Genomic DNA, 18010 nt, shown 5'->3' on the forward strand with positions numbered 1-18010 from the left:
CCAGATTAGCTTTTTATACCTATACACTATTCAGCCTTTTTACTCAACCGCCGTCTGCTTTAACCTGTTCTGGTTAGCGATAAATAGCGGATTCGTTTTGCCTGCAAAAAATTCTTTGGTTATCCTGCTCTTTTTGTTTACTTCTTCATACACTGGGCATGCTACCATTGACGACAACCCTACTTAAAGGAGAATGCACACATGAAATTGATCGGCACAAAAGAGCTTCTTGTCAGCGGACTAACGGCTTTGCTCGTATTCGGGCTGGCTGGCTGCGGCGGCGGACAAAATGATGACACAAATAATGAGCAGGAACAAATGGAAGAACAAAACAATACCGATACTCAAAATCAAACTGAACAAGATGAAACAGAAGGCGATTTAGACGCCGAGCTAAGAGATGAAAACGATAAAGGAAATGGCGTCAACGATGGGACGGATCAAGAAAGCGGCGGCAACAACGAAGATGCTAACGGTATCAATGACGGAAAAGATCAGGATAACGGTATCGATGATGGAACAGCCGATGACCAGCTGGACCCTGAAAATGATCCAACGGAAAACAATCAATAACATAAAAAGTCCCGGCCGCATATAGGCCGGGACTTTCTTTTTTGGAAGGGTGTATTAGTCTCTTGAAGTGAAAAAGTTCAGCACCCGCAAAATATCCAGGAAGATATTAATAAAATTCAAATACAAATCAAAGACCGCTGCTGGCACGTCCGCTTCTTTAAACCCTGACTCCTTCATCCGGGAGATATCATATAGCATATAGCCGGAGAAAATAAGGATTCCAGCAAAAGCAAGACCAAGGTCCATAAAGCTGGAACCAATAAAAATGTTGGCAATGCTAAGCAGGATCAGTGTAAGCAGTGCAAAAAAGAGCATACCGCCCAAAAAGGAGAAATCTTTTTTCGTGAAGTATGTGTAAACAACCAATCCGCCGAATAAAGCGGAAGCAATACCGAACGCTGCTACGACGAGTGCCATCCCCATCGCATCGACATATAGATCGATAGCCGGATAAATAGAAATTCCAACCAGCAGGGTAAACACGTACACGAGCCACATAGGAAGCCTCAATCCATACGTACTGAGTCCTTTCTTTCTTTTTCTTCCTGCTGAAAATGATTTTATTAAAAGCAGCAGCAATACAAGGATCGGAAGCAGGCCTAAAGCAAGTGCTACTGTTTCTGGAATAAACATCCCGCCAACTAATGTACCGATAAACGAAAGCAAAAGCGCACTGAAAAATCTCGGCAGCACATGGGACGTAATTAATGATTTTCCTGATTGCATAATAACCAGTCTCCTTCTCTTTGTTTCATTTTTTTCTACGGATCAACCCCTCCTTTTGTTTCATTGTTTTTCACTTTCTCTATTACTTAATGTTCCATTTCCGTTTTTAATAACCAGTAATAAAGCCGATCAGCCACACAAAAAAGCTTCCTTTTTTATAAGGAAGCTTCAGGCTTATAAAGGTAAAGTTAGAAGGCAGGCTAAGAGCAAGAGCATCCAAATGGATGCTCTTTTTGTTACGAGTGCTTCCGCTGAACGAGCAGCTGCCGCTCATGGTATTCATCAATTTCTTTCATGAGCTTTTTTTCAATCCACTGCCGGGTGCTGCTCTCTAGATTGCCAAATGAAGTATTTAAACTATCTGCGACAACTTCACGTTTGTTTTTATTAAATGTAATAGTCCCATAAATAGGCACTGGCTTGATAAAAGGCTGATCCCGGTCTCTTTGTTCTGCCACAATGGCAAAACGGTAAAACGGACGGTTTAAAATGTCAATTAACATAATGTGCCCGGACAGCATCATGCGGCTGTTTGTTATCATCGTTTCACCACCTGTATCCGTCAGTATGGTCCATTTATTATTTTTTATTCAATAAAAGCCGCTTTTTTTAAACCGTTAAAAAAAACAGAGCCGCCTGCCTCTTCCATTGCCAGACGGCTTTTCTCCTATTTAGATACCCCTTTCATCAAGAGACAGAAATAAGCAACAAAAAAAGACATCTCTTTTAAGGGACCGCATATAATGAGTTCGTGCAGAACGGGTTCTTGGCAAACAGGAATTACTGCATTCGTTTCTAGATAAGTGAACAGAAAGTCACTGCAGCTTCAAGGATGTATACTTATCGCCAGACAGAAACGGAGAGGATTTTATGCACTGGTTTCGATTTGTTCCGGTTGTGTTTTTTTCTTTCTCCAGCCTGTGTTTATTTGCTCTGCAATTCAAAGAAATTATGCGTTCCATTCGAGAAATGATGGCATTTTACAAAAAGAAATCATCCTAGTCAAGCGCTGGTCATCCTCAAGGCAGAAATTCATGCTGATTCTGCCTCCTTTTTATTTCACACATAATTGTTTGAATGTTTTTCTTCCTCTTCACATAAAATTTAAAAATAACCATTTTTATTTTTTGTCCTTTTCAACCTCTCCATGTTCACAGACAGTATGTAAAGTGGGGAGAATTTATTTAAAGGAGAGTGTTTGCTCTGAAAGAGGTTGCCCTTCTTTTATCTGTTGAACTGGAACGGCTCGTTGATGACTATTTAAAATGTCCTGATTTAATCATTAAAAAACAGATTCAAGATGATATCCAGCTTTTAAGCGAAGCTTTAGTACAATGTAAACAGCCGATATAAAAAAGTTTTTTATTTTTATCTAGATATATGGTAATCGAAACGAGCGGTATCTGCTTCTGTGCAGGCTCGACCCGTTCATGTCGATAGATTGAGCATAAAAAGTACGACCGGACTCATTTGATCGTTCCTCCATTTTATTTTTAAACTCTTTATACAAGAATGGTTATAGCAGGAAGCCTTTTTCATAAAGGCTTCTTTTTCATCTTCATGGTATATTCCGGCATCCATTGGAGAAAATATCCTTTGTTCATTTTAACTTGTACAAAGGAGGATGTTCGATGAAAAAAGCATCAATGTATTTGGCGGCTTGTATGACAATCTTTTTCTTGGCCGGATGTATGAATAATAATAATGATGAAACGGCAGACAAAGCCGACAATAATGCAGCTGAACAGGATTCACAGAATGAGCAGACAACAAATGAGGATGAAGGTAATAATGAAGCCCGCCTGTCTGTACTGGATAAAGCAGAGGGCAGCCTTGAGGACATGGATAAAGTAGAAGACGCCACTGTTCTGGCAGCAGGAGAGCGTGCTTATGCCGCCGTTCAGTTAGAAAATGGCACTCAAGTAACGGACGAACTGAAAAAAGACATGGAAGACAAAGTAAAAGAATCAGATACGTCCCTTGAAGAAGTGTATATTTCGGAAGACCCGGATTTCACTACTCAAATGAAGGATTATGCTGAGCGGATTGAAGCAGGCGAGCCTGTAGAAGGACTTGTTGATGAATTTAGCGATACCGTTCGCAGAGTGTTTCCAAGCGAATAACGGATCTTTTTTTACCCGGCTGGGCAGTCGGGTTTTTTGTTTGATTGAAGGCATTTTTTTATTTTTCACATTTTTTACTAATCAAATAGAAGAAAAAAGCTCCTTCCGTGTTATGATAAAAAACGTATCAAAGCTGGAGTGAAACATTCCTTCATCTTTTACCACTTTACACGACTGGAGTTGCAAGATTGGATATTCTTCTTACTAATATTCAAAGCTTCTTATTAAACACTCTTTTGATTTATTTCGGTTTTACAATTTATTTTAAATTCCTGGAACGGAAAGTAAACCAGATCGCACATACCCTGATTATTATATTGATTTGTGGGATATCGATTGTATTTTCAATGAGTTTTCCTATTATTCTTTTAAATGAAATACCGATCGACTTCCGCCAAATTCCTTTGATCATCGGAGCATTATACGGAGGACGCCGGGCTGCCTGCATTCTGACAGCCATTTTACTCGGCTATCGTTTTGTACTAGGAGTTCCAGACTTTCTATCTGCCCTCTTCGTTTATTCTCTGCTGCTGCTTTTATTGGTTGTGGTTCTGCCTTTTTTCAAAAAAGCAGCCGTTCTTAAAAAGAAACTATGGGTTGCCCTGTGCATCTCCTTGACTGCAGCCCTGGCTACACTCGCTCTGAACCTGCTTTTATTGCCATTAGCTGTCACGGCAGCGTTTGTTGTATTCGCTGTTTTGATCTCAGCGCTGCAAACAATTGGTCTCCTCCTTTGTGTATGGATGATTGAAAAAGCAAAAAAAGAGATGATATTGTCCGAAGAAATAGCCAAGCTCGAGAAATTAAAAACCGTCAGCACCATTGCCGCCAGTATTTCTCATGAAGTGCGAAATCCGTTAACCGTCACGAAAGGTTTTCTTCAGCTGCTGCGCGACCCGCAGCTTTCCAATCAAGAAAAGGATTATTACATCAGCACGGCTGTAGAAGCCTTAAACAAAGCAGAATCGATCATTACAGACTACCTTACCTTTGCCAAGCCTTCATTGGAAAATGTGGAAGTGTTAGATCTGCAGCATGAATTAATGAATATCTCACATTTTGTGGAGCCTTATGCAGCTATGAACGATGTAGAAATCAAAACAAATTTCCAGAAAAACAGCTTGCTGGCTGGAGAAAAAGAAAAGTTTCATCAATGTATCCTCAATATTGCAAAAAACGGAATTGAAGCCATGCCCGGTGGCGGCACCCTGACAATCGAATTGAACCGCTTTAAAGATCATGCTGTTATTACTGTAGCGGATACAGGCATTGGAATGAATAAAGAACAAATTGAACGGCTGGGAAACCCTTTTTTCACGACAAAGGATCTCGGCACGGGACTTGGCACAATGGTGGTCTACAGTACCGTCAAGTCTATGCGCGGCAGCGTTCAAGTAAAAAGTGAGCCTGCAAAAGGTACACGCTTTGTTCTTTCCTTTCCTGCTGCTGAGCAGTCAGGCTCCGCTGGCTAGCCTGTCCCGCTTTTCTTTCAAAGCGGGCATTCAAGAGGAAAGCGAAACGTTTTTTGGCTTTTTTGTATAAATTTTTATGGAAAGGTTCATAATAGGACTGTTAGTTCCCAACCCCAACTCCTATAAGTGAACATGACTTTTCAGCCAGGCATTGCCTGGCTGCTTTTTTTTTGCGTATATTCTGCTGCTAATCTGGAAAAGGCGGTATTACTCTTTCGTTTTTTCCCTTTCTGCTTGATATTCTTCTGCAGACACCCACCTTATCCCGTAACCAGACATCATAAATGCGTGAGCAGCCATATTAAAGTTTTGCCCCTTGCCTCGAAATGTTGCGACAACCTTATTGTCCTTCACAACAAAGCCATACTTCACGCATTCTGCTCCTTTCACGATTCCTCTAACATTTTTTGTTTCACTATGACCATTCGCACAAGAGCCGCCTTTACTTTCTCATACTATATGGAAAAGGAGGTGATCATGATGGGCTACAAAAACGGTGATGGATACGGATCTGGCTTCGCGCTGATTGTTGTTCTGTTTATCCTTCTTATTATCATTGGTGCGTCTTACGTTGGCGGAGGATTTTAATAGGTATTAAGAGAGTATGCACAAGATTTGTTTACATGACTCCTGCTTTTGCTTTCTGACCGGTTTTACCCGCCAAACCACTATGTTAACAGCTGTATGCCTGGTCATACAGCTGCTTTTTTCCGTGCAGGCGAAAGCCTTGCTGCTTCGCACACTGTGCCGGTTTCTGCATACAATGTGAACGGATATACGCTTATTCCATTGGGAGAGGAGGCACATAGTGAATCAGCGTTATGTAAAAGCAGCTCAACAGGAAAACTCCTCGGCGTCTCTTGAAGTGAATGCAGCCAAGCTGACGGTTCTTGCTACAGCCCTTACAACCCTTGCGGATGCGGTTGCCACATTTGCCGCACTGCTCGCTTTAGAGGAAGCAGCAAGCGCCGAGTCTTCAGCACCACAGCAGACAGAGTCGATTCAAAAGCAATTAACAGCCATGCAAAAACAGCTTGATTTTTTAACAAGTGAAGCAGCTAAAAGACGGTAAACTTCCGTCAAAACGCATGGTGTTTATAATACAATGCCAAAAAACAGCTCTCATCCAAGAGTGCTGTTTTTCCCTTTACTCAAATTCTTTGTCGTTAAATTTCTTTGTGATATAAGCATGAAGGCCCTTTCTGCAATCGGCTGACAGAGAAGACTTTTGGGGATGAATGCTGTCCCCAAACGGCCTGCCCCTTAAAAACTTAATGACTTCCTCGAATGCCTTCCCCTTTTCGGCATCGAAGCCCGCTGCTTTTACAAATAAAATGTGCTGCCCTGTCCATTCATAATCAACAATGTAAAAGGTGCTCTGCTGTTTATCGCGCATGTAAAGATTCCTCCTATGTACTGTTTTTAGCTAACACTGTTTAAAAGAAAATAGCAACCTTTTTCAATAGATATTGTTATGATTTGTCGGCTTAAAGAGCTGGCTTTTCTTTGTTTTTTGGCTGAAAATAAACATAATTATGTTCCTTCGTCAGCTGTCCGCTTCCAGACCAGGCATGAATTCACGGAAAATCACAGCTCGCTTGAAAGAAGGGATCGCTTGATTTTAGCTAGCCTGCTCGGACTTATTTTGATCGTTTTTGCTTGTTTATATTTTCTTTTTCACTTTTTGTGCAGCTTATTCAGCAGGAAGCATCGCGTGTTCAAGCGCATCTTTTACCCGGCACTTTTTGTGGGGATTTTTCTTGTTGCGCTGGCGATGCTTGGAAATGAAAATCAGGCTTTTGAAGCCGCTTTGGATGAAAACAACCGGCTTAAACAGGAAATTACGATATTGGAAGAAGAGATAAGCACATTAGAGGGAAAGATGGCGGGTGCCGAACAATACAGCATGGCTTTAGAGAAAGCCAATGCAGCGGCTCTTTCAGAAAAAAAGATCATAACGGAAGACATCGCCGCGCTTAAACAGGAAGTGGCCCGTTTAAAAAAAGAAAACGAAGCACTTTCCGCCGAGCGGGACAGCCTCATCAAACAAAAAGCGGCTAATGAAGTCCACAAGTAAGCCCGCCTTCAGCTGGTGGAGTGGCGGCTGCTCTCATACATGAGATTATTCACTATAGCAGGCAAATGGCTTACCTATGCCAGATCATTCAAATACCGTAATCCTTTAAAGGAGTTTTTGTTTGAATGGATCAGGCGTTAAAAGAGCTTTTAGCTATGGCGAACTTGTATGGCCTGTCAGCAAAAAAGTACGAGTATATAGCTCCGCAGCAGCACGTGTATAATGACCAGCTTCATTTTCAATATGCTAATCAGGTGGAACAGCATTGCAGGATGATGGAAAAGCCGTACCTTGGCCTTCATTATGGGACGTATTCAAACAAACAAGCTGCGCTTTGAACTGGCTTGTTTGTTTGAACTTCCGATACACCCCTCCTCGTTTTACGCAGCCAAAACATTGGCAGCAGATACACTTTCGTTCATTTCACATCGGACAGAATAAGGAACGCTTTTTAAGTAAACGTTAAAAGTGTTATTAAACAAAAGGAGGCCGCTATGATGAATTTACGACGAGCTCAGGAAATCGCCGCTTCTCCTGTAATGGCTGACGTGACGTTTAACGAATTACCTATTTATATCCAACATGTAGACGAAGACAATGAAATGGCTCGTATTTACCCTCTGGATGAGCCCGAAAAAGAACAAAGTGTTCCCCTAGCTGCCTTAAAAGAGCATTAATTTCTTTGTGTTATCAGAAAAAGGTGTATCTGTGCGGGGCCAGATACACCTTTTCATTAGTTGCCGGCAAGCTCCTTTCCAGCTTACGAACCTTGTTCATTCGTTTCGGTTTCGCCGTCATTCGGATCGACTTCTACTTGATCGTCTTTATTCGTGCCTGTATCGTTCTCTTCGTCCATCCCTTCATTAATGTCACTATGATTGTTTTGTTCCACTTCTTCCTGCTCAGTCGGCGGACTTTCTTCGTTTCCACAGCCAGCCAGTCCAAGTGTAAACAGAACCGCTATTCCGCTCATAAGCATTTGTTTTTTTCGGCTTACGCCCATTTTCAAGTCCCTCCTTAACGAGTTTCTTACTCAGTAGCATGTCCTTTCCCTTTATATTCAACCCAAAAACATATCGACCCATACAGCGCCTTGAAAAAAGCACCTGGCCGACTTATAAATAATTTTTTTTCGTTTGTGCACGATAAAGCTCGGGAGGTGAAAAAGATGGCGAATCAAAATCAAAATCAAAATCAAAACCGAAACGGCCAGCAGAACGATGGTATTTTAGAAACGATTGGCAAAGGCCTCGAAAATGTTATGGACACATTAACGGGCAATAACCAAAACCAAAACAACCAGAATCAAAACGGCCAAAACCAGCCGAAAAACCAAAACAACAATGAAAGCGCCCGGTATCAAACGAGCGGTCAAAACGTAAGCCGCCAGAGCCAAGGGGACAATCAACAAAACGGCTCATATAGCAGCCAGGGCTCGCAGCAGCAGAACGACAAGCAGCAATTTGGCGATGCCAATACGATACGGGTAGAGTAAACGTGCCAAACCCTTTTTAAATGTGTGTATGTGAAACAGGCTTTATTTTTTCACCTAACCCTACTTCGTTAAAAAAGTGGTGATCATATGCTTTATTCCCGAGCAAAATGTATACTCTTAGGCGGTACGATCTTATCAAGTGTGTTAAATATCATCATTTTGATTTTAACCGTTATTCACCATATAACCATTCAAGAACAGATGGATGACTTAAAAAAGAACAGCCGTTGAACTCATGTTTAAAATGGCAGCTGCCTCATGTATACGCAGCTGCCATTTTACATGGAGCATTTAAAAATTGAACGATCAGGCATATAACTGAGGCCAACAGGGTAAAAAGGTTTATATTCACTCATTTGATCCTTTACACAAGTTTTTCTCTCCCAAGCCTGGAGAAATATTTGTGGGAGGTGATGAAATGAGAAGAATTCAAGGAATACAGAAATTAATCTCCTATCTTGAGTCAGTAAACTATCCAATTGCTGAAAAGGATATTTATGATCTAATCACAAATAAGAAGCTTCCTCATAAAAAAGTTGGTTTAGACATCATTATTTTTGATTTAGATCAAATCGACTGGTGGATCGAACAAGATCAAACACAAAGTTGACAGATGAGCCCCTCGTTATCAAAACAGGGGCTTATTCCTGTTTGGCCATCTAAACAGGTAGAGAAGCGCCTCGTTATGAGTTCGACTAAATAATAAAAGAGGAACACCGCACCCGGTGCCCCCCTTTTATTGATAAAGTTCCTTGTAAGCCAGCACTTTTAAAGCCTGTATTTCATCTTCAGTCAGCTTGCTCTGGAGTGTCTCTAATAGTGCTTGTTTCTTTTCTTCTGTCAGGCCGCCTTGTACGGTCGATTGAATGTATTTAAGCTCGCCTGGGCTGAACTTTTTCACCATTTCCCTTGCCGCTTCTTCTTTTGTCGTAAACGGCAGAGAAGAAGTGTCGGCATTTGCGCCTTCTTCCACCAGCTTTTTCAGCTCTGGGTTGTTGTTAATTTGCTCCTTAATCTGTTCCACTTCTCCGCTGTTTTCAATCTGTTGTGCTACTTCATCCATTATTTTATCAGATGCAATTTTGGTTCCGAAGTAATACAGTCCGGCTCCTAGAAGAGCCACAAGCAATGCCAGTCCAATGAAGAGCTTCAATAATGTCTTCACTTTATATCCTCCTAAATGTACATCATGCTTTTATTAACATAACAAATTTCTCTTTCTTTTCCCAGTGCTTTAACAGCTTTCAACCATGTCTTTTGTTCAAAGACCTTTTACATTTTATATAAATAGGTTTCCCTCTTTTTTCGGGGTAACTGAACCTGCGAAGTACATAAATGGAGAAAAAAGATGCTAAATGAAAAAGACCCTATAAATTATTTGTATGAAGAAATCGAAAGAGTCCGCGGGCTGCTGGCTTCCGCGGTTCAGCTCTATGGACTTTCCAGTGCAGAAGCGCTTTATTACAGTGAAGAATTAAATACATTAATTCTTCATGCCCAGCTTCAAAACAGGCAGGTGCTTCTTGTATAAGATTTTTTCAAATGGTACATACTAGCACTGTTAGTTCCAAATCCTACTCCTATAAGTAAACCTTGTATCAGCCGGGCTCTCACCTGGCTGCTTTTTTATGCACTCCTAACTCTCCTGATCATTGAAGCTCGACCGAAGCTTTTTTGGCTGAACCTTATATTGGCTTTCTGCTGTCATAATGGAATCTGGCTCTGCCGATGGTTCATCAGAGCATTTCCTTTTTCGGCGGCCGGCCCAATGAGTTTTTTATTAAAAACCGGTCCGTTCATTTGCTTCATAAAATATAGGTAATTATATCTAGTATGTTAAACCTATTTTAGGTAAAATTAAATAAGGATTACGCAAAAAAACCTTTATCTAGGAGCGTTTACTATGGAAGATCTAGCCATCATCCTGTCTAATGAGCTGGGAAAATTAATTAATGACTATTACCGATACGATGATCCAGAGATTAAAGAACTGATTCAAAGTGACATTCAGTTATTAAACGAAGCTATTTCTTTGTGTGAGCAGTCAACATAGGGCAGCCCTTTCGGCTGCTTTATTTTTTTGAATTTTGCACATTATTAATTTTACTCGCTCTTTGCTTGCAGTATAGGATATAAAAAAAGCAGCCGCCTCTTTGGTTCTTTTCTTTCGTATTGTACAATAGCTTTATACTTTCACAATAAGTCCTGTTATTGGAGATGAGCGGCTATAAAAATCTATAAATCGAGTATGTACCTTTTGGTCTCCCTGCTTGCAGCACTTTCCTGTTTTTTGCTGCTTTTGAATGTTTTTTTAACAGACAAACCAGAACAAAAAACCGAAGACGTAACAGCTGAACAAACCGAAACAACCGCACCGGAAAAGGAACAGCCTGCTGCCTCAAATGAAAACGATACAACAAGCAATGAAACAAAACAGGAAAAAGAAACAACATCCCAGACGTCTGAAAAAAAAGACGGCTATGTATCCGATTGGTTTAACCAAGCAGATACACAAAAAAAGGAGAAAGCGGATTCTACAGCTGACAGTAAAACGGTGAATCAAGCAAATAACGAACTGGCTGACCGAGAACAAACGGACCAAGAAACAAATGAGGCGGATACAACCTCATTTGATAACCAAATGGGTGATGAAGCGGGCGCAGAACAGCCTGTCCTGCAGCCTATTCCCCCGGCCAAGCCAGAGCAGCCTGAGCTTTCTCTTGAAAAATAAAGTTTTTCAGCCAATAAAAAAGCACTCACGCCATGTGAGTGCTTTTATTATGTGTGTACTATTTCGAAATGGGTACTTTATATACACGGCTTACCAAACCATACTTTAGTGTACCCGTTGCAGCTGCTCATTAAACTGCCCCAAAGTCATGTACAGTCGAATCCTTATCTCTTTCCACTTTTTCAAAAATGGGCGGTATACCCTTTCTTGCTCTTTCAAAGAATTCAGTGAACATAAACAGCATCAAGCTATGATTACACCCCCTGTTGTTACAGGCTTGATCGCCGGGAAGATTTCATACGGGCGTTCATTGTTTTAAATGTGTGCTGAAAGACCGTTCGGGGTACATAATGAGTATAGGAGTTTCCTGCTTAAACGAATGCAGATAACAATCAAAAAAGAAGGTGTTTGTATGGGATTTTGGAAAGGTGCTGCTTATGTAGCAGGTGGAGTGGCAGCTGCAGCAGCCGCTCCGCTTGCTGCTAGCGCGATTGCTGCGACGGCTGCAGGAGCCGCCATCGCCGGGACCGCAGCAGTTATCACAGGCACCGCTGCTGCAGCTGGAACGCTTGCAGCGACGGCGGCTGCAGCGGCTGGAACGGCCGCTGCCGGAGCCGTGACCACAGCCGGGACCGCCGTCGCTGGCGCAGCTGCGGCTGCCGGCGCGGCCGGATTAGCCAGTGCTGTAACCACTGCCACCGGAGCCGTCTCGGGAGCCGCGGTCACAGCCGGAACGGTGGCTGCCGGAACTGCTGGTGTTTTTGCAACGATTGCGGGAGCGGCTGGAGCAGACATATTGATGGAACCTATTTCACCAAAAGGAATCCGAAAAAAGGGATTAAAAACAGTTATAAGCGGTGTTCAGGAAATGCATGCCTCCTGGAAAGAGAGACAGGCAGGAAAAGACACATCCGCTTAAAAACGTAAAAAGCTGTGTTTGTTCTTTTAACAAACACAGCTTTTTTACGGAAGTTTTTATGTATGCTTCTTTAAAAAAGGGTTATTTTCCTTTTCCCGGCCAATCGTTGTCACACTATCATGACCCGGCAGTACATATGTATCGTCCGGCAGCGTTAAAAGCTTTTGATGAATGCTTTTCAACAGCTGGGTTTCCTGCCCGCCTTTTAAATCCGTACGGCCGATGCTTCCTTCAAACAGGGTATCTCCTACAACAACAAAGCCTCCTTCTTTAAAATAAAAGCTGACACTGCCAGGAGAATGTCCCGGAGTTTCGTACACATCAAAAGAAAAGCTGCCAATCGAAAGCCTTCCTTCCCCTGTGAACAGCTGATCAGCGGAGTTTACTACAATAGGCTCTATTCCCTCAAAAGAAGCCGATCCATTCAAAGCCGGATTGAACAGCCACTTTTTTTCAGCGTGATGAAGGTAAACCGGTATACTGTATTCCTCCCGAAGCGGTTCCACTGCCCCTATATGATCAAAATGGGCATGTGTTAAAAGAATGGCTTCCGGCTGCAATTTTTTCTGCCGGATAAACCGCCGAATTTTATCTCCTTCTCCGCCTGGATCGATCAGTAAGGCTCTTCCTTTCTCGTAAATCACGTATGCATTCGCTTGAAGCGCCCCTGCCGGCAGCCCAATCCATTCCATGTCTATCACCTCTTCTCCTCATTTTATCATGAAAGAACGGCTGTCCTTCTCCGGATATGCTGCCCAGCAAAAAAGCGCCCGGATAGGCGCTTACACTTTTGCTGATTGTTTCCTGCGAAAATCGGCTATTTTTGATTCAACATCCATATAAATGTTTCTTGCTTCATCAGCGGAAATATTAAATTCACGGCTCACAAGTGCGGTAAGCTGAGGATCCTGCACTTTAGCATCATACGCATCACCGTAGCTCATCGTTCTTTCGTATTCGTCTCTCATAAAACGATACACGTCTTTTTCGTGCTGACTAAGCCCGTCAATAACATTTTCTGTGCCGGAATCTCTTTCCATTTTGTTCACTCTCCTTTTTTAGCTTTATTCTTTATGTTCCCCCAAAAAGAGCAAAATTCACCTCTATTTTGCCGGTGCAAAAGAAAACCTTATAATAGCCGTTTCAAGTGTACGGTCAAAGAACAGGCATACGGCTTATACAAAGATTCCGTATTTGAATATCTTAAAGTAACTCTTTAAAGGAGGCTTTTTTTTGAGATGATGGACCAAACCTTAAAAGATCTTTTGGATATGGCGAGTTTGTATGGCCTGCTGGCAAAAAGATATGAGTATGTAGATCCGCAAAAGCATATGCACTTTGAATTGCTTCACCTTAAATACGTCGATCAGTTAGAACAGCATTTCAAAATGCTGGAAAAACACCATGGCCCGTCTTCTTTTTCCTTTTCGCCTCCTAATGCCATGTACTAATAAACAAGCAGGCCGGACAAGAGAACGGCTTGCTTGTTTTTTTATTTCTCATTTAAGCCTTTAAAACGACGGCTCTATAATCCTTTTTACTTTTCTCAAGCAATAATTTTTTCATTTTGAAGACGTTGAATAAACTCCGTGTACTGGCGCTCATAGCTTTCCGGAAACTCATTCGTAATTGAAACGGCCACCTCTTTTATAAACGGAATCTGGCTCTCGTCTACCGTATAAAAAATTTCGTTTTCTGTTTCCTCAGTGCTTAAAATATTCGTCAAGCCTATTTTTCTTTCCTCTTCAGAAGCAAGCTTTTCATAATGCTCAATATATCGGTGATAACACATTCCTCCGCCAATATCGATGGGCGGATCCAATGTTTCCGCTGCTGCAAACGCAATATGGTCCCCTGCCCGGTGCGCTTTTTTGTTAATTTGCAAAATACACTGTGTCATTCACAGCCGTCTCCTTCCTTACTTGTACAGTTGGTTTGGAATATTCACTTTCATGTCCATATTTTTCACCATTCGTTTTAAAATAAACAAAAACTCTTTTATTACCCATCGGGAACATGTCTTTTATCGGATTGAAGAAGCTTCGTTCTCCAATAAATGAATTTTTTTATATATTTACGCATATTTTTTTAAAATTAGGGTATAAACATATAGGTTTGACTATTTTACCCTTTAGTAGTTTGATAGACATCACCCACACGTTCATCTGTCCCGCACCTTGGTGAAAACAAATTATCCAAAAAGGAGTGCTCATTCTGGAAGACACGATCATTCTTCTTTCTGCTGAATTGGGTCGTTTAATAGATGATTATAACCGGTGTCGCAGCTTGCGCCTTAAGAAATTAATAGAAGAAGATATCCAGCTTTTAAAAAATGCACTGCTGGAGTGTGAGCAACCAGTTTAAAAATATGTTGGTTGTTCTTTTTTATTTCTTTATTTGAATTTTGCACATTTTAAAATATGTAATTTTTAAAAAATATTCTATTTGCTTAATACTTTTTAATTTACTTTTTTTCTACTTACTTTACATTTTCTAAAAATAGAACAAATAATTTAATCAACATCCTTGTCATTACAATCTTTCTTTCAAATCAAAAAAACCGTTCATAATGAACGGTTTTTTTGATTTGAAAAAGGATGTATTGTTTTATGTAGGCAGTTAGCCAATCAGCCATGCGGCAATCAACGCGGCCGATAAACAAACACCGCCTAAGCCGTTCTCATGGATTTTATCGAACTTATCAACGTTGAGCCTTAAGCTTTAACTTTTAAGAGCTTTGATCTTTCACCTTTAAGGTTTGAACGTTTAACTTTGAGCTTTCAGCCTGATAACGCTCGCTCGCGTTTAAGTTCCCTATATCCTCAAATGGATGAATGAAAAGTTAGCAGCTGTAAGGCCAAAGCCGCCGGCACCTGTTTAGTTTTGCTGATTTTCGATTGACTAACCGCTTTATCTTATTCCGGCACTTCAATTTCCGTCAAGGTATTCGAGGTAGACAGGACAAAATCGACCTCTGATAAAAATTCATCAATTTCCTGCTCCAGTTTCTCGTATGTATGGCGGATTTTCAGCGGATCGATCATTTTAGCTTCGTTATCGTTTCGGTAACTTTTCACAAGCTCATTGTTTTCGTCCACTTTCGTTTTTGCTTCGCGCCCATACAAAGCATCGAGCTTTCGATTCAATTCTTCTTTGACTTCCTCATTTATTCTTTGAATGTTGTTTATCGCTTTTGTATACTCGTTTTTCATTTTTTGCATAAGCTGCACTTCATATTGAATAGATGTTTTTCGCTCGATGGCTTCCGCTACCGTATATTCTTTGTCCGCAATTTTCACCCTTGTCATGGCATTGGAAAGAACAATTGCAGACTTAATATCATTGCGTCGTTTTATCAAATCTTTCACAGACTGATAAGCTGATTGCACTTTATCTTCATATTCTTTGTTCGATGTGTATCCGTTCACCGCTTTTTCACCGATGGCGAAGTCAACGAATGCAGCCGAATTCATCACTGTCTTGATACGCTTGTCCAGCAGCTTCAATTCTGCCAGCCCCCGGGTCACAGACATTTTCATACAAAAAACCTCCATTTTTTCTCTCCTTTTATAGTAACGCAGGCAGAGAAAAGAAGCTTTCTTTTCGCGACGGACTTGATCGAACAAAAAGATCCGCCTGCAAAGAAGTAAATGCTGTTGTATACAAAAAAGCCACATCAGTTGAATCGCTGATACGGCTTTTTTCGCTTCTTTTCTTCCTTTTGTTGTTCAGTTTATCTCTTTTTGTACAAAACACTTTTATTCAATGAGCCGGGCCTGCCGGCAGGTATTCGACTACTTTCAATCCGGAAAGATCGGGCGGTCTGTATGGATTGGTCACTTCATACCTGGCCAGAAGCATTTTCACGGGAGTTTTGTGCAAAATCGATTCTTTCATCAGCTCTCTGGTCCGGTCATTTAACGCTCTTTCCTCATCTGACGTTAGGGCTCTTTTTTCTTTCTGCACAAAATCAGCGGTGAGGGACCGGCTGATGGCAGAAAAGTAAAACCAATACTCCGTTGAACGTTGATCATGCGGCTTTCCCATCACAATATGATCCGGTACAACACCGATAATCTCGCCCGCTTCTCCCCAGTATTTTTTGTCGTCCCATTGCCAGCCGGATGAGTACTGAATGAGTGATTCATTAAAAGGAACTGCTTCACTCATAAGTCTGCCGCTTTTCTTATCTTTTCTTCGCCGTTTACAGCAGCTTTCTCACCGATTCCGTTTCTGCCCACTTTTTTCATCCTTTCTTTACCGAGGTTTCCATGTACGTTTCTACTTCGGCCATACAGCGGCGCAGTACACAGCTTGAGCGGATAGTATCACCGCTGCAGCCGAGCCATATTCATCGATCAGTGCTTAAGAAAAGCAACAAATAACGGCGAATTCATATGATAAGAGTGCTGTATATGCTATTATCCAGTATCCGCTTTTTTGCGGCTGGCTTTTTAGGAGGGGTGTTTCAATGAGAAACTCTGAAAAGCAGGAAACCATCCAAAAAAAGAATTTCCCTTTATTTTCTTTTATACATGGAGCAGATCTGACTGTTGTTTTCAGCCTGTTTTCTGTTCTGTCGGTTGCTTTTATGTATTTTTATACGGAAAGTCAATTCAGGTATTACGGCGTGCCGGCTGAACTGATTGAAATTAAATTGATTAACTTCACCGGGACCTTATTTTACCTGCTTATTTTATGCCTCGTGCTGGCACAGTTTATTTCCCTATTTTCCTCATCAAAAGCTTATTCAAAAATGTATTCAAAAAGATGGTACACTAGAATCCTTTTCATTTTTTCCTTCCTTATTACGGCCCTGCTTGTGCTTTCTAAATCCACTGATTTTTTTGTGACATCGGAATACGATAAAGCTTTTACCTTGCTTTTAACAATCGGCACGATCATTGTATTTCTGCTTATTTTCTCTGAAATCACCTATCTTGTAAGGCGAAAAAATTCAGGTACACACAATCAATTGGTTTGGTATATATCAGCTGGAATCGGGGTGTTAATGTTAAGCAGCGCGCTCGGCTATTTTCAAGCTTATTTTAAAACGGCTTACTACGTAACGACAGAGGAACCTCGCCAGGTGGTGGTAGGAAAGTATAATGGCGACTTTATTGTGGCGCCAGTTGATTTGAAAAAAGGGGTAATCAAACGGCAGTATGGCATCTTGAAAATGGAGTCAAAGGACGGAAAGCCTATTCTAGAAAGTATGCACACCGGAAAGCTAAAAGTAGAGGAACCGAGGATAAAATAAATCCCGGCTGGATGACCAGCGTTTAACTTTACTTCTTTTTCCTCTCATTTCTTGCGCATGTTACTTCAAGCACTCCCCTTCACTTTCGTCAGATTTTCTCACAAACAACTGTTTCTTTTCTATGCAAAATATCCTATAATCAAGTTAGTTCCTATTCTTTTTGACAGGGAGAATGCATATGGATACGAACCAGCCAATTCTTGAAGAATTATCATTCCAAATTAAAAAACTGCGCCATCTAATGATTCTCGCTGCTGCTATTTATGGATTCGGAAGTGAGGAAGTGTTAGGTTACAGCCAGGAATTAGATAAATTAATTATTGAGTATCAGCTTCAAACGAGCTGACTATTTATAGAGCCGGAAAAATTTCTGGCTTTTTTGCGTGTTTACCCAACATAAACTTATCTTTTTTCTCCTTTCCCTACAGCATCTCCGAATATTTCCGGGCGTTCAACAAACTCTATATAGAGGAGGTGACAATATGGAAAAGCAAGAGCAGGAGAAAAAAACGGGACAGAAAGATGAATCCATTAAAGCTATGGATCAGGGGTTTAACTTAATTGTTCAAGCGGTTAACAACGTGACAGGCATAGATAAAAGCAATGATGGAAAAAAGAATAAAGAAGGGTAAAG

Annotated in this window: 31 protein-coding genes; 20 read left to right on the top strand and 11 right to left on the bottom strand. The window is 41.1% G+C overall.

The features are described 5' to 3' along the window. Nucleotides 1–201: 201 nt before the first annotated feature. Entirely contained in the window at nucleotides 202–573 is a 372-nt protein-coding gene (locus RRU94_RS18250) for a hypothetical protein (RefSeq protein ID WP_315692259.1), read from the top strand. A gap of 54 nt (nucleotides 574–627) precedes the next feature. Here the strand turns inward: RRU94_RS18250 and RRU94_RS18255 are convergent, their stop codons facing one another. Beyond that, nucleotides 628–1299: a Bax inhibitor-1/YccA family protein gene (locus tag RRU94_RS18255; RefSeq protein ID WP_315692260.1), complete on the bottom strand. Its 672-nt coding sequence runs from the start codon at nucleotides 1297–1299 to the stop codon at nucleotides 628–630. A gap of 236 nt (nucleotides 1300–1535) precedes the next feature. Next, nucleotides 1536–1841, bottom strand: a complete 306-nt coding sequence (locus RRU94_RS18260) for a hypothetical protein (protein WP_315692261.1) — start codon at nucleotides 1839–1841, stop codon at nucleotides 1536–1538. Nucleotides 1842–2493: 652 nt separating this feature from the next. Here RRU94_RS18260 and RRU94_RS18265 point away from each other — a divergent pair. The 3 genes from RRU94_RS18265 (at nucleotide 2494) to RRU94_RS18275 (ending at nucleotide 4894) form a co-directional block, all read left to right on the top strand. After that, nucleotides 2494–2652: a hypothetical protein gene (locus tag RRU94_RS18265; RefSeq protein ID WP_315692262.1), complete on the top strand. Its 159-nt coding sequence runs from the start codon at nucleotides 2494–2496 to the stop codon at nucleotides 2650–2652. Nucleotides 2653–2930: 278 nt separating this feature from the next. Continuing rightward, on the top strand, nucleotides 2931–3422 hold the full coding sequence (locus RRU94_RS18270; RefSeq protein WP_315692263.1) for a YhcN/YlaJ family sporulation lipoprotein: 492 nt from the start codon (nucleotides 2931–2933) through the stop codon (nucleotides 3420–3422). A 188-nt stretch (nucleotides 3423–3610) separates the two neighbouring features. Then, entirely contained in the window at nucleotides 3611–4894 is a 1284-nt protein-coding gene (locus tag RRU94_RS18275; RefSeq protein ID WP_315692264.1) for an ATP-binding protein, read from the top strand. Nucleotides 4895–5101: 207 nt separating this feature from the next. Here the strand turns inward: RRU94_RS18275 and RRU94_RS18280 are convergent, their stop codons facing one another. Further along, nucleotides 5102–5266, bottom strand: a complete 165-nt coding sequence (locus tag RRU94_RS18280; protein WP_309087374.1) for a hypothetical protein — start codon at nucleotides 5264–5266, stop codon at nucleotides 5102–5104. 108 nt (nucleotides 5267–5374) lie between these two features. Between RRU94_RS18280 and RRU94_RS18285 the strand changes: the two genes are divergently transcribed. Both RRU94_RS18285 and RRU94_RS18290 read left to right on the top strand, forming a co-directional pair. Continuing rightward, on the top strand, nucleotides 5375–5482 hold the full coding sequence (locus RRU94_RS18285) for a YjcZ family sporulation protein (protein WP_285881603.1): 108 nt from the start codon (nucleotides 5375–5377) through the stop codon (nucleotides 5480–5482). A 220-nt stretch (nucleotides 5483–5702) separates the two neighbouring features. After that, nucleotides 5703–5966 carry a hypothetical protein gene (locus RRU94_RS18290; protein WP_315692266.1) on the top strand — a complete coding sequence of 88 codons (264 nt, stop codon included), beginning with the start codon at nucleotides 5703–5705 and terminating at the stop codon, nucleotides 5964–5966. Nucleotides 5967–6041: 75 nt separating this feature from the next. Here the strand turns inward: RRU94_RS18290 and RRU94_RS18295 are convergent, their stop codons facing one another. Next, nucleotides 6042–6290 (bottom strand): hypothetical protein, encoded by a 249-nt coding sequence (locus RRU94_RS18295; RefSeq protein WP_315692267.1) that lies wholly within the window; start codon nucleotides 6288–6290, stop codon nucleotides 6042–6044. Between the two features lie 318 nt (nucleotides 6291–6608). On the opposite strand from RRU94_RS18295, the gene RRU94_RS18300 reads away from it, so the two are divergent. The 3 genes from RRU94_RS18300 (at nucleotide 6609) to RRU94_RS18310 (ending at nucleotide 7648) form a co-directional block, all read left to right on the top strand. Next, nucleotides 6609–6971: a hypothetical protein gene (locus RRU94_RS18300; RefSeq protein ID WP_315692268.1), complete on the top strand. Its 363-nt coding sequence runs from the start codon at nucleotides 6609–6611 to the stop codon at nucleotides 6969–6971. Nucleotides 6972–7096: 125 nt separating this feature from the next. After that, nucleotides 7097–7309: a hypothetical protein gene (locus RRU94_RS18305; RefSeq protein WP_315692269.1), complete on the top strand. Its 213-nt coding sequence runs from the start codon at nucleotides 7097–7099 to the stop codon at nucleotides 7307–7309. Between the two features lie 159 nt (nucleotides 7310–7468). Further along, entirely contained in the window at nucleotides 7469–7648 is a 180-nt protein-coding gene (locus tag RRU94_RS18310; protein WP_251273586.1) for a small acid-soluble spore protein H, read from the top strand. 83 nt (nucleotides 7649–7731) lie between these two features. Here the strand turns inward: RRU94_RS18310 and RRU94_RS18315 are convergent, their stop codons facing one another. Then, nucleotides 7732–7974, bottom strand: a complete 243-nt coding sequence (locus tag RRU94_RS18315; protein WP_315692270.1) for a hypothetical protein — start codon at nucleotides 7972–7974, stop codon at nucleotides 7732–7734. A gap of 165 nt (nucleotides 7975–8139) precedes the next feature. Between RRU94_RS18315 and RRU94_RS18320 the strand changes: the two genes are divergently transcribed. From RRU94_RS18320 to RRU94_RS18330, 3 genes are all read left to right on the top strand, one after another. Beyond that, the gene (locus RRU94_RS18320) at nucleotides 8140–8466 is read left to right on the top strand and encodes a hypothetical protein (RefSeq protein WP_315692271.1); all 327 of its coding nucleotides are present in this window, start codon (nucleotides 8140–8142) and stop codon (nucleotides 8464–8466) included. An 87-nt stretch (nucleotides 8467–8553) separates the two neighbouring features. Beyond that, nucleotides 8554–8697, top strand: a complete 144-nt coding sequence (locus tag RRU94_RS18325) for a hypothetical protein (RefSeq protein WP_315692272.1) — start codon at nucleotides 8554–8556, stop codon at nucleotides 8695–8697. Between the two features lie 187 nt (nucleotides 8698–8884). Next, complete coding sequence (locus tag RRU94_RS18330) at nucleotides 8885–9076, top strand: hypothetical protein (RefSeq protein ID WP_315692273.1); 192 nt, start codon at nucleotides 8885–8887, stop codon at nucleotides 9074–9076. Nucleotides 9077–9202: 126 nt separating this feature from the next. Here RRU94_RS18330 and RRU94_RS18335 read toward each other — a convergent pair whose 3' ends face one another. Further along, nucleotides 9203–9631 carry a hypothetical protein gene (locus RRU94_RS18335; protein ID WP_315692274.1) on the bottom strand — a complete coding sequence of 143 codons (429 nt, stop codon included), beginning with the start codon at nucleotides 9629–9631 and terminating at the stop codon, nucleotides 9203–9205. Nucleotides 9632–9814: 183 nt separating this feature from the next. Here RRU94_RS18335 and RRU94_RS18340 point away from each other — a divergent pair, with 183 nt between their 5' ends. From RRU94_RS18340 to RRU94_RS18355, 4 genes are all read left to right on the top strand, one after another. After that, entirely contained in the window at nucleotides 9815–9997 is a 183-nt protein-coding gene (locus RRU94_RS18340) for a Spo0E family sporulation regulatory protein-aspartic acid phosphatase (protein ID WP_251273591.1), read from the top strand. 372 nt (nucleotides 9998–10369) lie between these two features. After that, entirely contained in the window at nucleotides 10370–10519 is a 150-nt protein-coding gene (locus RRU94_RS18345; protein WP_251273592.1) for a hypothetical protein, read from the top strand. Between the two features lie 237 nt (nucleotides 10520–10756). Next, complete coding sequence (locus RRU94_RS18350) at nucleotides 10757–11197, top strand: hypothetical protein (RefSeq protein ID WP_315692275.1); 441 nt, start codon at nucleotides 10757–10759, stop codon at nucleotides 11195–11197. 412 nt (nucleotides 11198–11609) lie between these two features. After that, complete coding sequence (locus tag RRU94_RS18355) at nucleotides 11610–12116, top strand: hypothetical protein (RefSeq protein WP_315692277.1); 507 nt, start codon at nucleotides 11610–11612, stop codon at nucleotides 12114–12116. Between the two features lie 56 nt (nucleotides 12117–12172). Here the strand turns inward: RRU94_RS18355 and RRU94_RS18360 are convergent, their stop codons facing one another. Together RRU94_RS18360 and RRU94_RS18365 are read right to left on the bottom strand one after the other, a co-directional pair. Further along, nucleotides 12173–12808 carry an MBL fold metallo-hydrolase gene (locus tag RRU94_RS18360; RefSeq protein WP_315692278.1) on the bottom strand — a complete coding sequence of 212 codons (636 nt, stop codon included), beginning with the start codon at nucleotides 12806–12808 and terminating at the stop codon, nucleotides 12173–12175. A gap of 90 nt (nucleotides 12809–12898) precedes the next feature. Then, on the bottom strand, nucleotides 12899–13156 hold the full coding sequence (locus tag RRU94_RS18365; RefSeq protein ID WP_315692280.1) for a hypothetical protein: 258 nt from the start codon (nucleotides 13154–13156) through the stop codon (nucleotides 12899–12901). Nucleotides 13157–13354: 198 nt separating this feature from the next. Between RRU94_RS18365 and RRU94_RS18370 the strand changes: the two genes are divergently transcribed. Then, on the top strand, nucleotides 13355–13567 hold the full coding sequence (locus RRU94_RS18370) for a hypothetical protein (RefSeq protein ID WP_315692282.1): 213 nt from the start codon (nucleotides 13355–13357) through the stop codon (nucleotides 13565–13567). A gap of 95 nt (nucleotides 13568–13662) precedes the next feature. On the opposite strand, the gene RRU94_RS18375 is transcribed toward RRU94_RS18370, so the two are convergent. The 3 genes from RRU94_RS18375 to RRU94_RS18385 form a co-directional block, all read right to left on the bottom strand. After that, complete coding sequence (locus RRU94_RS18375; protein WP_251270117.1) at nucleotides 13663–14016, bottom strand: hypothetical protein; 354 nt, start codon at nucleotides 14014–14016, stop codon at nucleotides 13663–13665. Between the two features lie 1015 nt (nucleotides 14017–15031). Then, nucleotides 15032–15655 carry a hypothetical protein gene (locus tag RRU94_RS18380; RefSeq protein ID WP_315692283.1) on the bottom strand — a complete coding sequence of 208 codons (624 nt, stop codon included), beginning with the start codon at nucleotides 15653–15655 and terminating at the stop codon, nucleotides 15032–15034. A 223-nt stretch (nucleotides 15656–15878) separates the two neighbouring features. Then, entirely contained in the window at nucleotides 15879–16286 is a 408-nt protein-coding gene (locus tag RRU94_RS18385) for a hypothetical protein (RefSeq protein ID WP_315692284.1), read from the bottom strand. Between the two features lie 301 nt (nucleotides 16287–16587). On the opposite strand from RRU94_RS18385, the gene RRU94_RS18390 reads away from it, so the two are divergent. The 3 genes from RRU94_RS18390 (at nucleotide 16588) to RRU94_RS18400 (ending at nucleotide 18008) form a co-directional block, all read left to right on the top strand. After that, a complete protein-coding gene (locus RRU94_RS18390; RefSeq protein WP_315692285.1) occupies nucleotides 16588–17376 on the top strand; it encodes a hypothetical protein in 789 nt (262 codons plus the stop codon). 178 nt (nucleotides 17377–17554) lie between these two features. Then, nucleotides 17555–17722 carry an aspartyl-phosphate phosphatase Spo0E family protein gene (locus RRU94_RS18395; RefSeq protein WP_242233099.1) on the top strand — a complete coding sequence of 56 codons (168 nt, stop codon included), beginning with the start codon at nucleotides 17555–17557 and terminating at the stop codon, nucleotides 17720–17722. 136 nt (nucleotides 17723–17858) lie between these two features. Further along, nucleotides 17859–18008: a hypothetical protein gene (locus tag RRU94_RS18400; RefSeq protein WP_315692286.1), complete on the top strand. Its 150-nt coding sequence runs from the start codon at nucleotides 17859–17861 to the stop codon at nucleotides 18006–18008. Nucleotides 18009–18010: the final 2 nt, after the last annotated feature.

Source organism: Domibacillus sp. DTU_2020_1001157_1_SI_ALB_TIR_016, from assembly GCF_032341995.1.
Taxonomy (GTDB): domain Bacteria; phylum Bacillota; class Bacilli; order Bacillales; family Domibacillaceae; genus Domibacillus; species Domibacillus indicus_A.

Coding starts and splice junctions, on each gene's coding strand:
- RRU94_RS18255 (WP_315692260.1), bottom strand. CDS start 1,299: ATGCAATCAGGAAAATCATTAATTACGTCCCATGTGCTGCCGAGATTT.
- RRU94_RS18360 (WP_315692278.1), bottom strand. CDS start 12,808: ATGGAATGGATTGGGCTGCCGGCAGGGGCGCTTCAAGCGAATGCATAC.
- RRU94_RS18315 (WP_315692270.1), bottom strand. CDS start 7,974: ATGGGCGTAAGCCGAAAAAAACAAATGCTTATGAGCGGAATAGCGGTT.
- RRU94_RS18340 (WP_251273591.1), top strand. CDS start 9,815: ATGCTAAATGAAAAAGACCCTATAAATTATTTGTATGAAGAAATCGAA.
- RRU94_RS18375 (WP_251270117.1), bottom strand. CDS start 14,016: ATGACACAGTGTATTTTGCAAATTAACAAAAAAGCGCACCGGGCAGGG.
- RRU94_RS18385 (WP_315692284.1), bottom strand. CDS start 16,286: ATGAGTGAAGCAGTTCCTTTTAATGAATCACTCATTCAGTACTCATCC.
- RRU94_RS18370 (WP_315692282.1), top strand. CDS start 13,355: ATGATGGACCAAACCTTAAAAGATCTTTTGGATATGGCGAGTTTGTAT.
- RRU94_RS18285 (WP_285881603.1), top strand. CDS start 5,375: ATGGGCTACAAAAACGGTGATGGATACGGATCTGGCTTCGCGCTGATT.
- RRU94_RS18325 (WP_315692272.1), top strand. CDS start 8,554: ATGCTTTATTCCCGAGCAAAATGTATACTCTTAGGCGGTACGATCTTA.
- RRU94_RS18295 (WP_315692267.1), bottom strand. CDS start 6,290: ATGCGCGATAAACAGCAGAGCACCTTTTACATTGTTGATTATGAATGG.
- RRU94_RS18320 (WP_315692271.1), top strand. CDS start 8,140: ATGGCGAATCAAAATCAAAATCAAAATCAAAACCGAAACGGCCAGCAG.
- RRU94_RS18365 (WP_315692280.1), bottom strand. CDS start 13,156: ATGGAAAGAGATTCCGGCACAGAAAATGTTATTGACGGGCTTAGTCAG.
- RRU94_RS18380 (WP_315692283.1), bottom strand. CDS start 15,655: ATGAAAATGTCTGTGACCCGGGGGCTGGCAGAATTGAAGCTGCTGGAC.
- RRU94_RS18395 (WP_242233099.1), top strand. CDS start 17,555: ATGGATACGAACCAGCCAATTCTTGAAGAATTATCATTCCAAATTAAA.
- RRU94_RS18400 (WP_315692286.1), top strand. CDS start 17,859: ATGGAAAAGCAAGAGCAGGAGAAAAAAACGGGACAGAAAGATGAATCC.
- RRU94_RS18390 (WP_315692285.1), top strand. CDS start 16,588: ATGAGAAACTCTGAAAAGCAGGAAACCATCCAAAAAAAGAATTTCCCT.
- RRU94_RS18345 (WP_251273592.1), top strand. CDS start 10,370: ATGGAAGATCTAGCCATCATCCTGTCTAATGAGCTGGGAAAATTAATT.
- RRU94_RS18305 (WP_315692269.1), top strand. CDS start 7,097: ATGGATCAGGCGTTAAAAGAGCTTTTAGCTATGGCGAACTTGTATGGC.
- RRU94_RS18270 (WP_315692263.1), top strand. CDS start 2,931: ATGAAAAAAGCATCAATGTATTTGGCGGCTTGTATGACAATCTTTTTC.
- RRU94_RS18250 (WP_315692259.1), top strand. CDS start 202: ATGAAATTGATCGGCACAAAAGAGCTTCTTGTCAGCGGACTAACGGCT.
- RRU94_RS18310 (WP_251273586.1), top strand. CDS start 7,469: ATGAATTTACGACGAGCTCAGGAAATCGCCGCTTCTCCTGTAATGGCT.
- RRU94_RS18260 (WP_315692261.1), bottom strand. CDS start 1,841: ATGATAACAAACAGCCGCATGATGCTGTCCGGGCACATTATGTTAATT.
- RRU94_RS18355 (WP_315692277.1), top strand. CDS start 11,610: ATGGGATTTTGGAAAGGTGCTGCTTATGTAGCAGGTGGAGTGGCAGCT.
- RRU94_RS18330 (WP_315692273.1), top strand. CDS start 8,885: ATGAGAAGAATTCAAGGAATACAGAAATTAATCTCCTATCTTGAGTCA.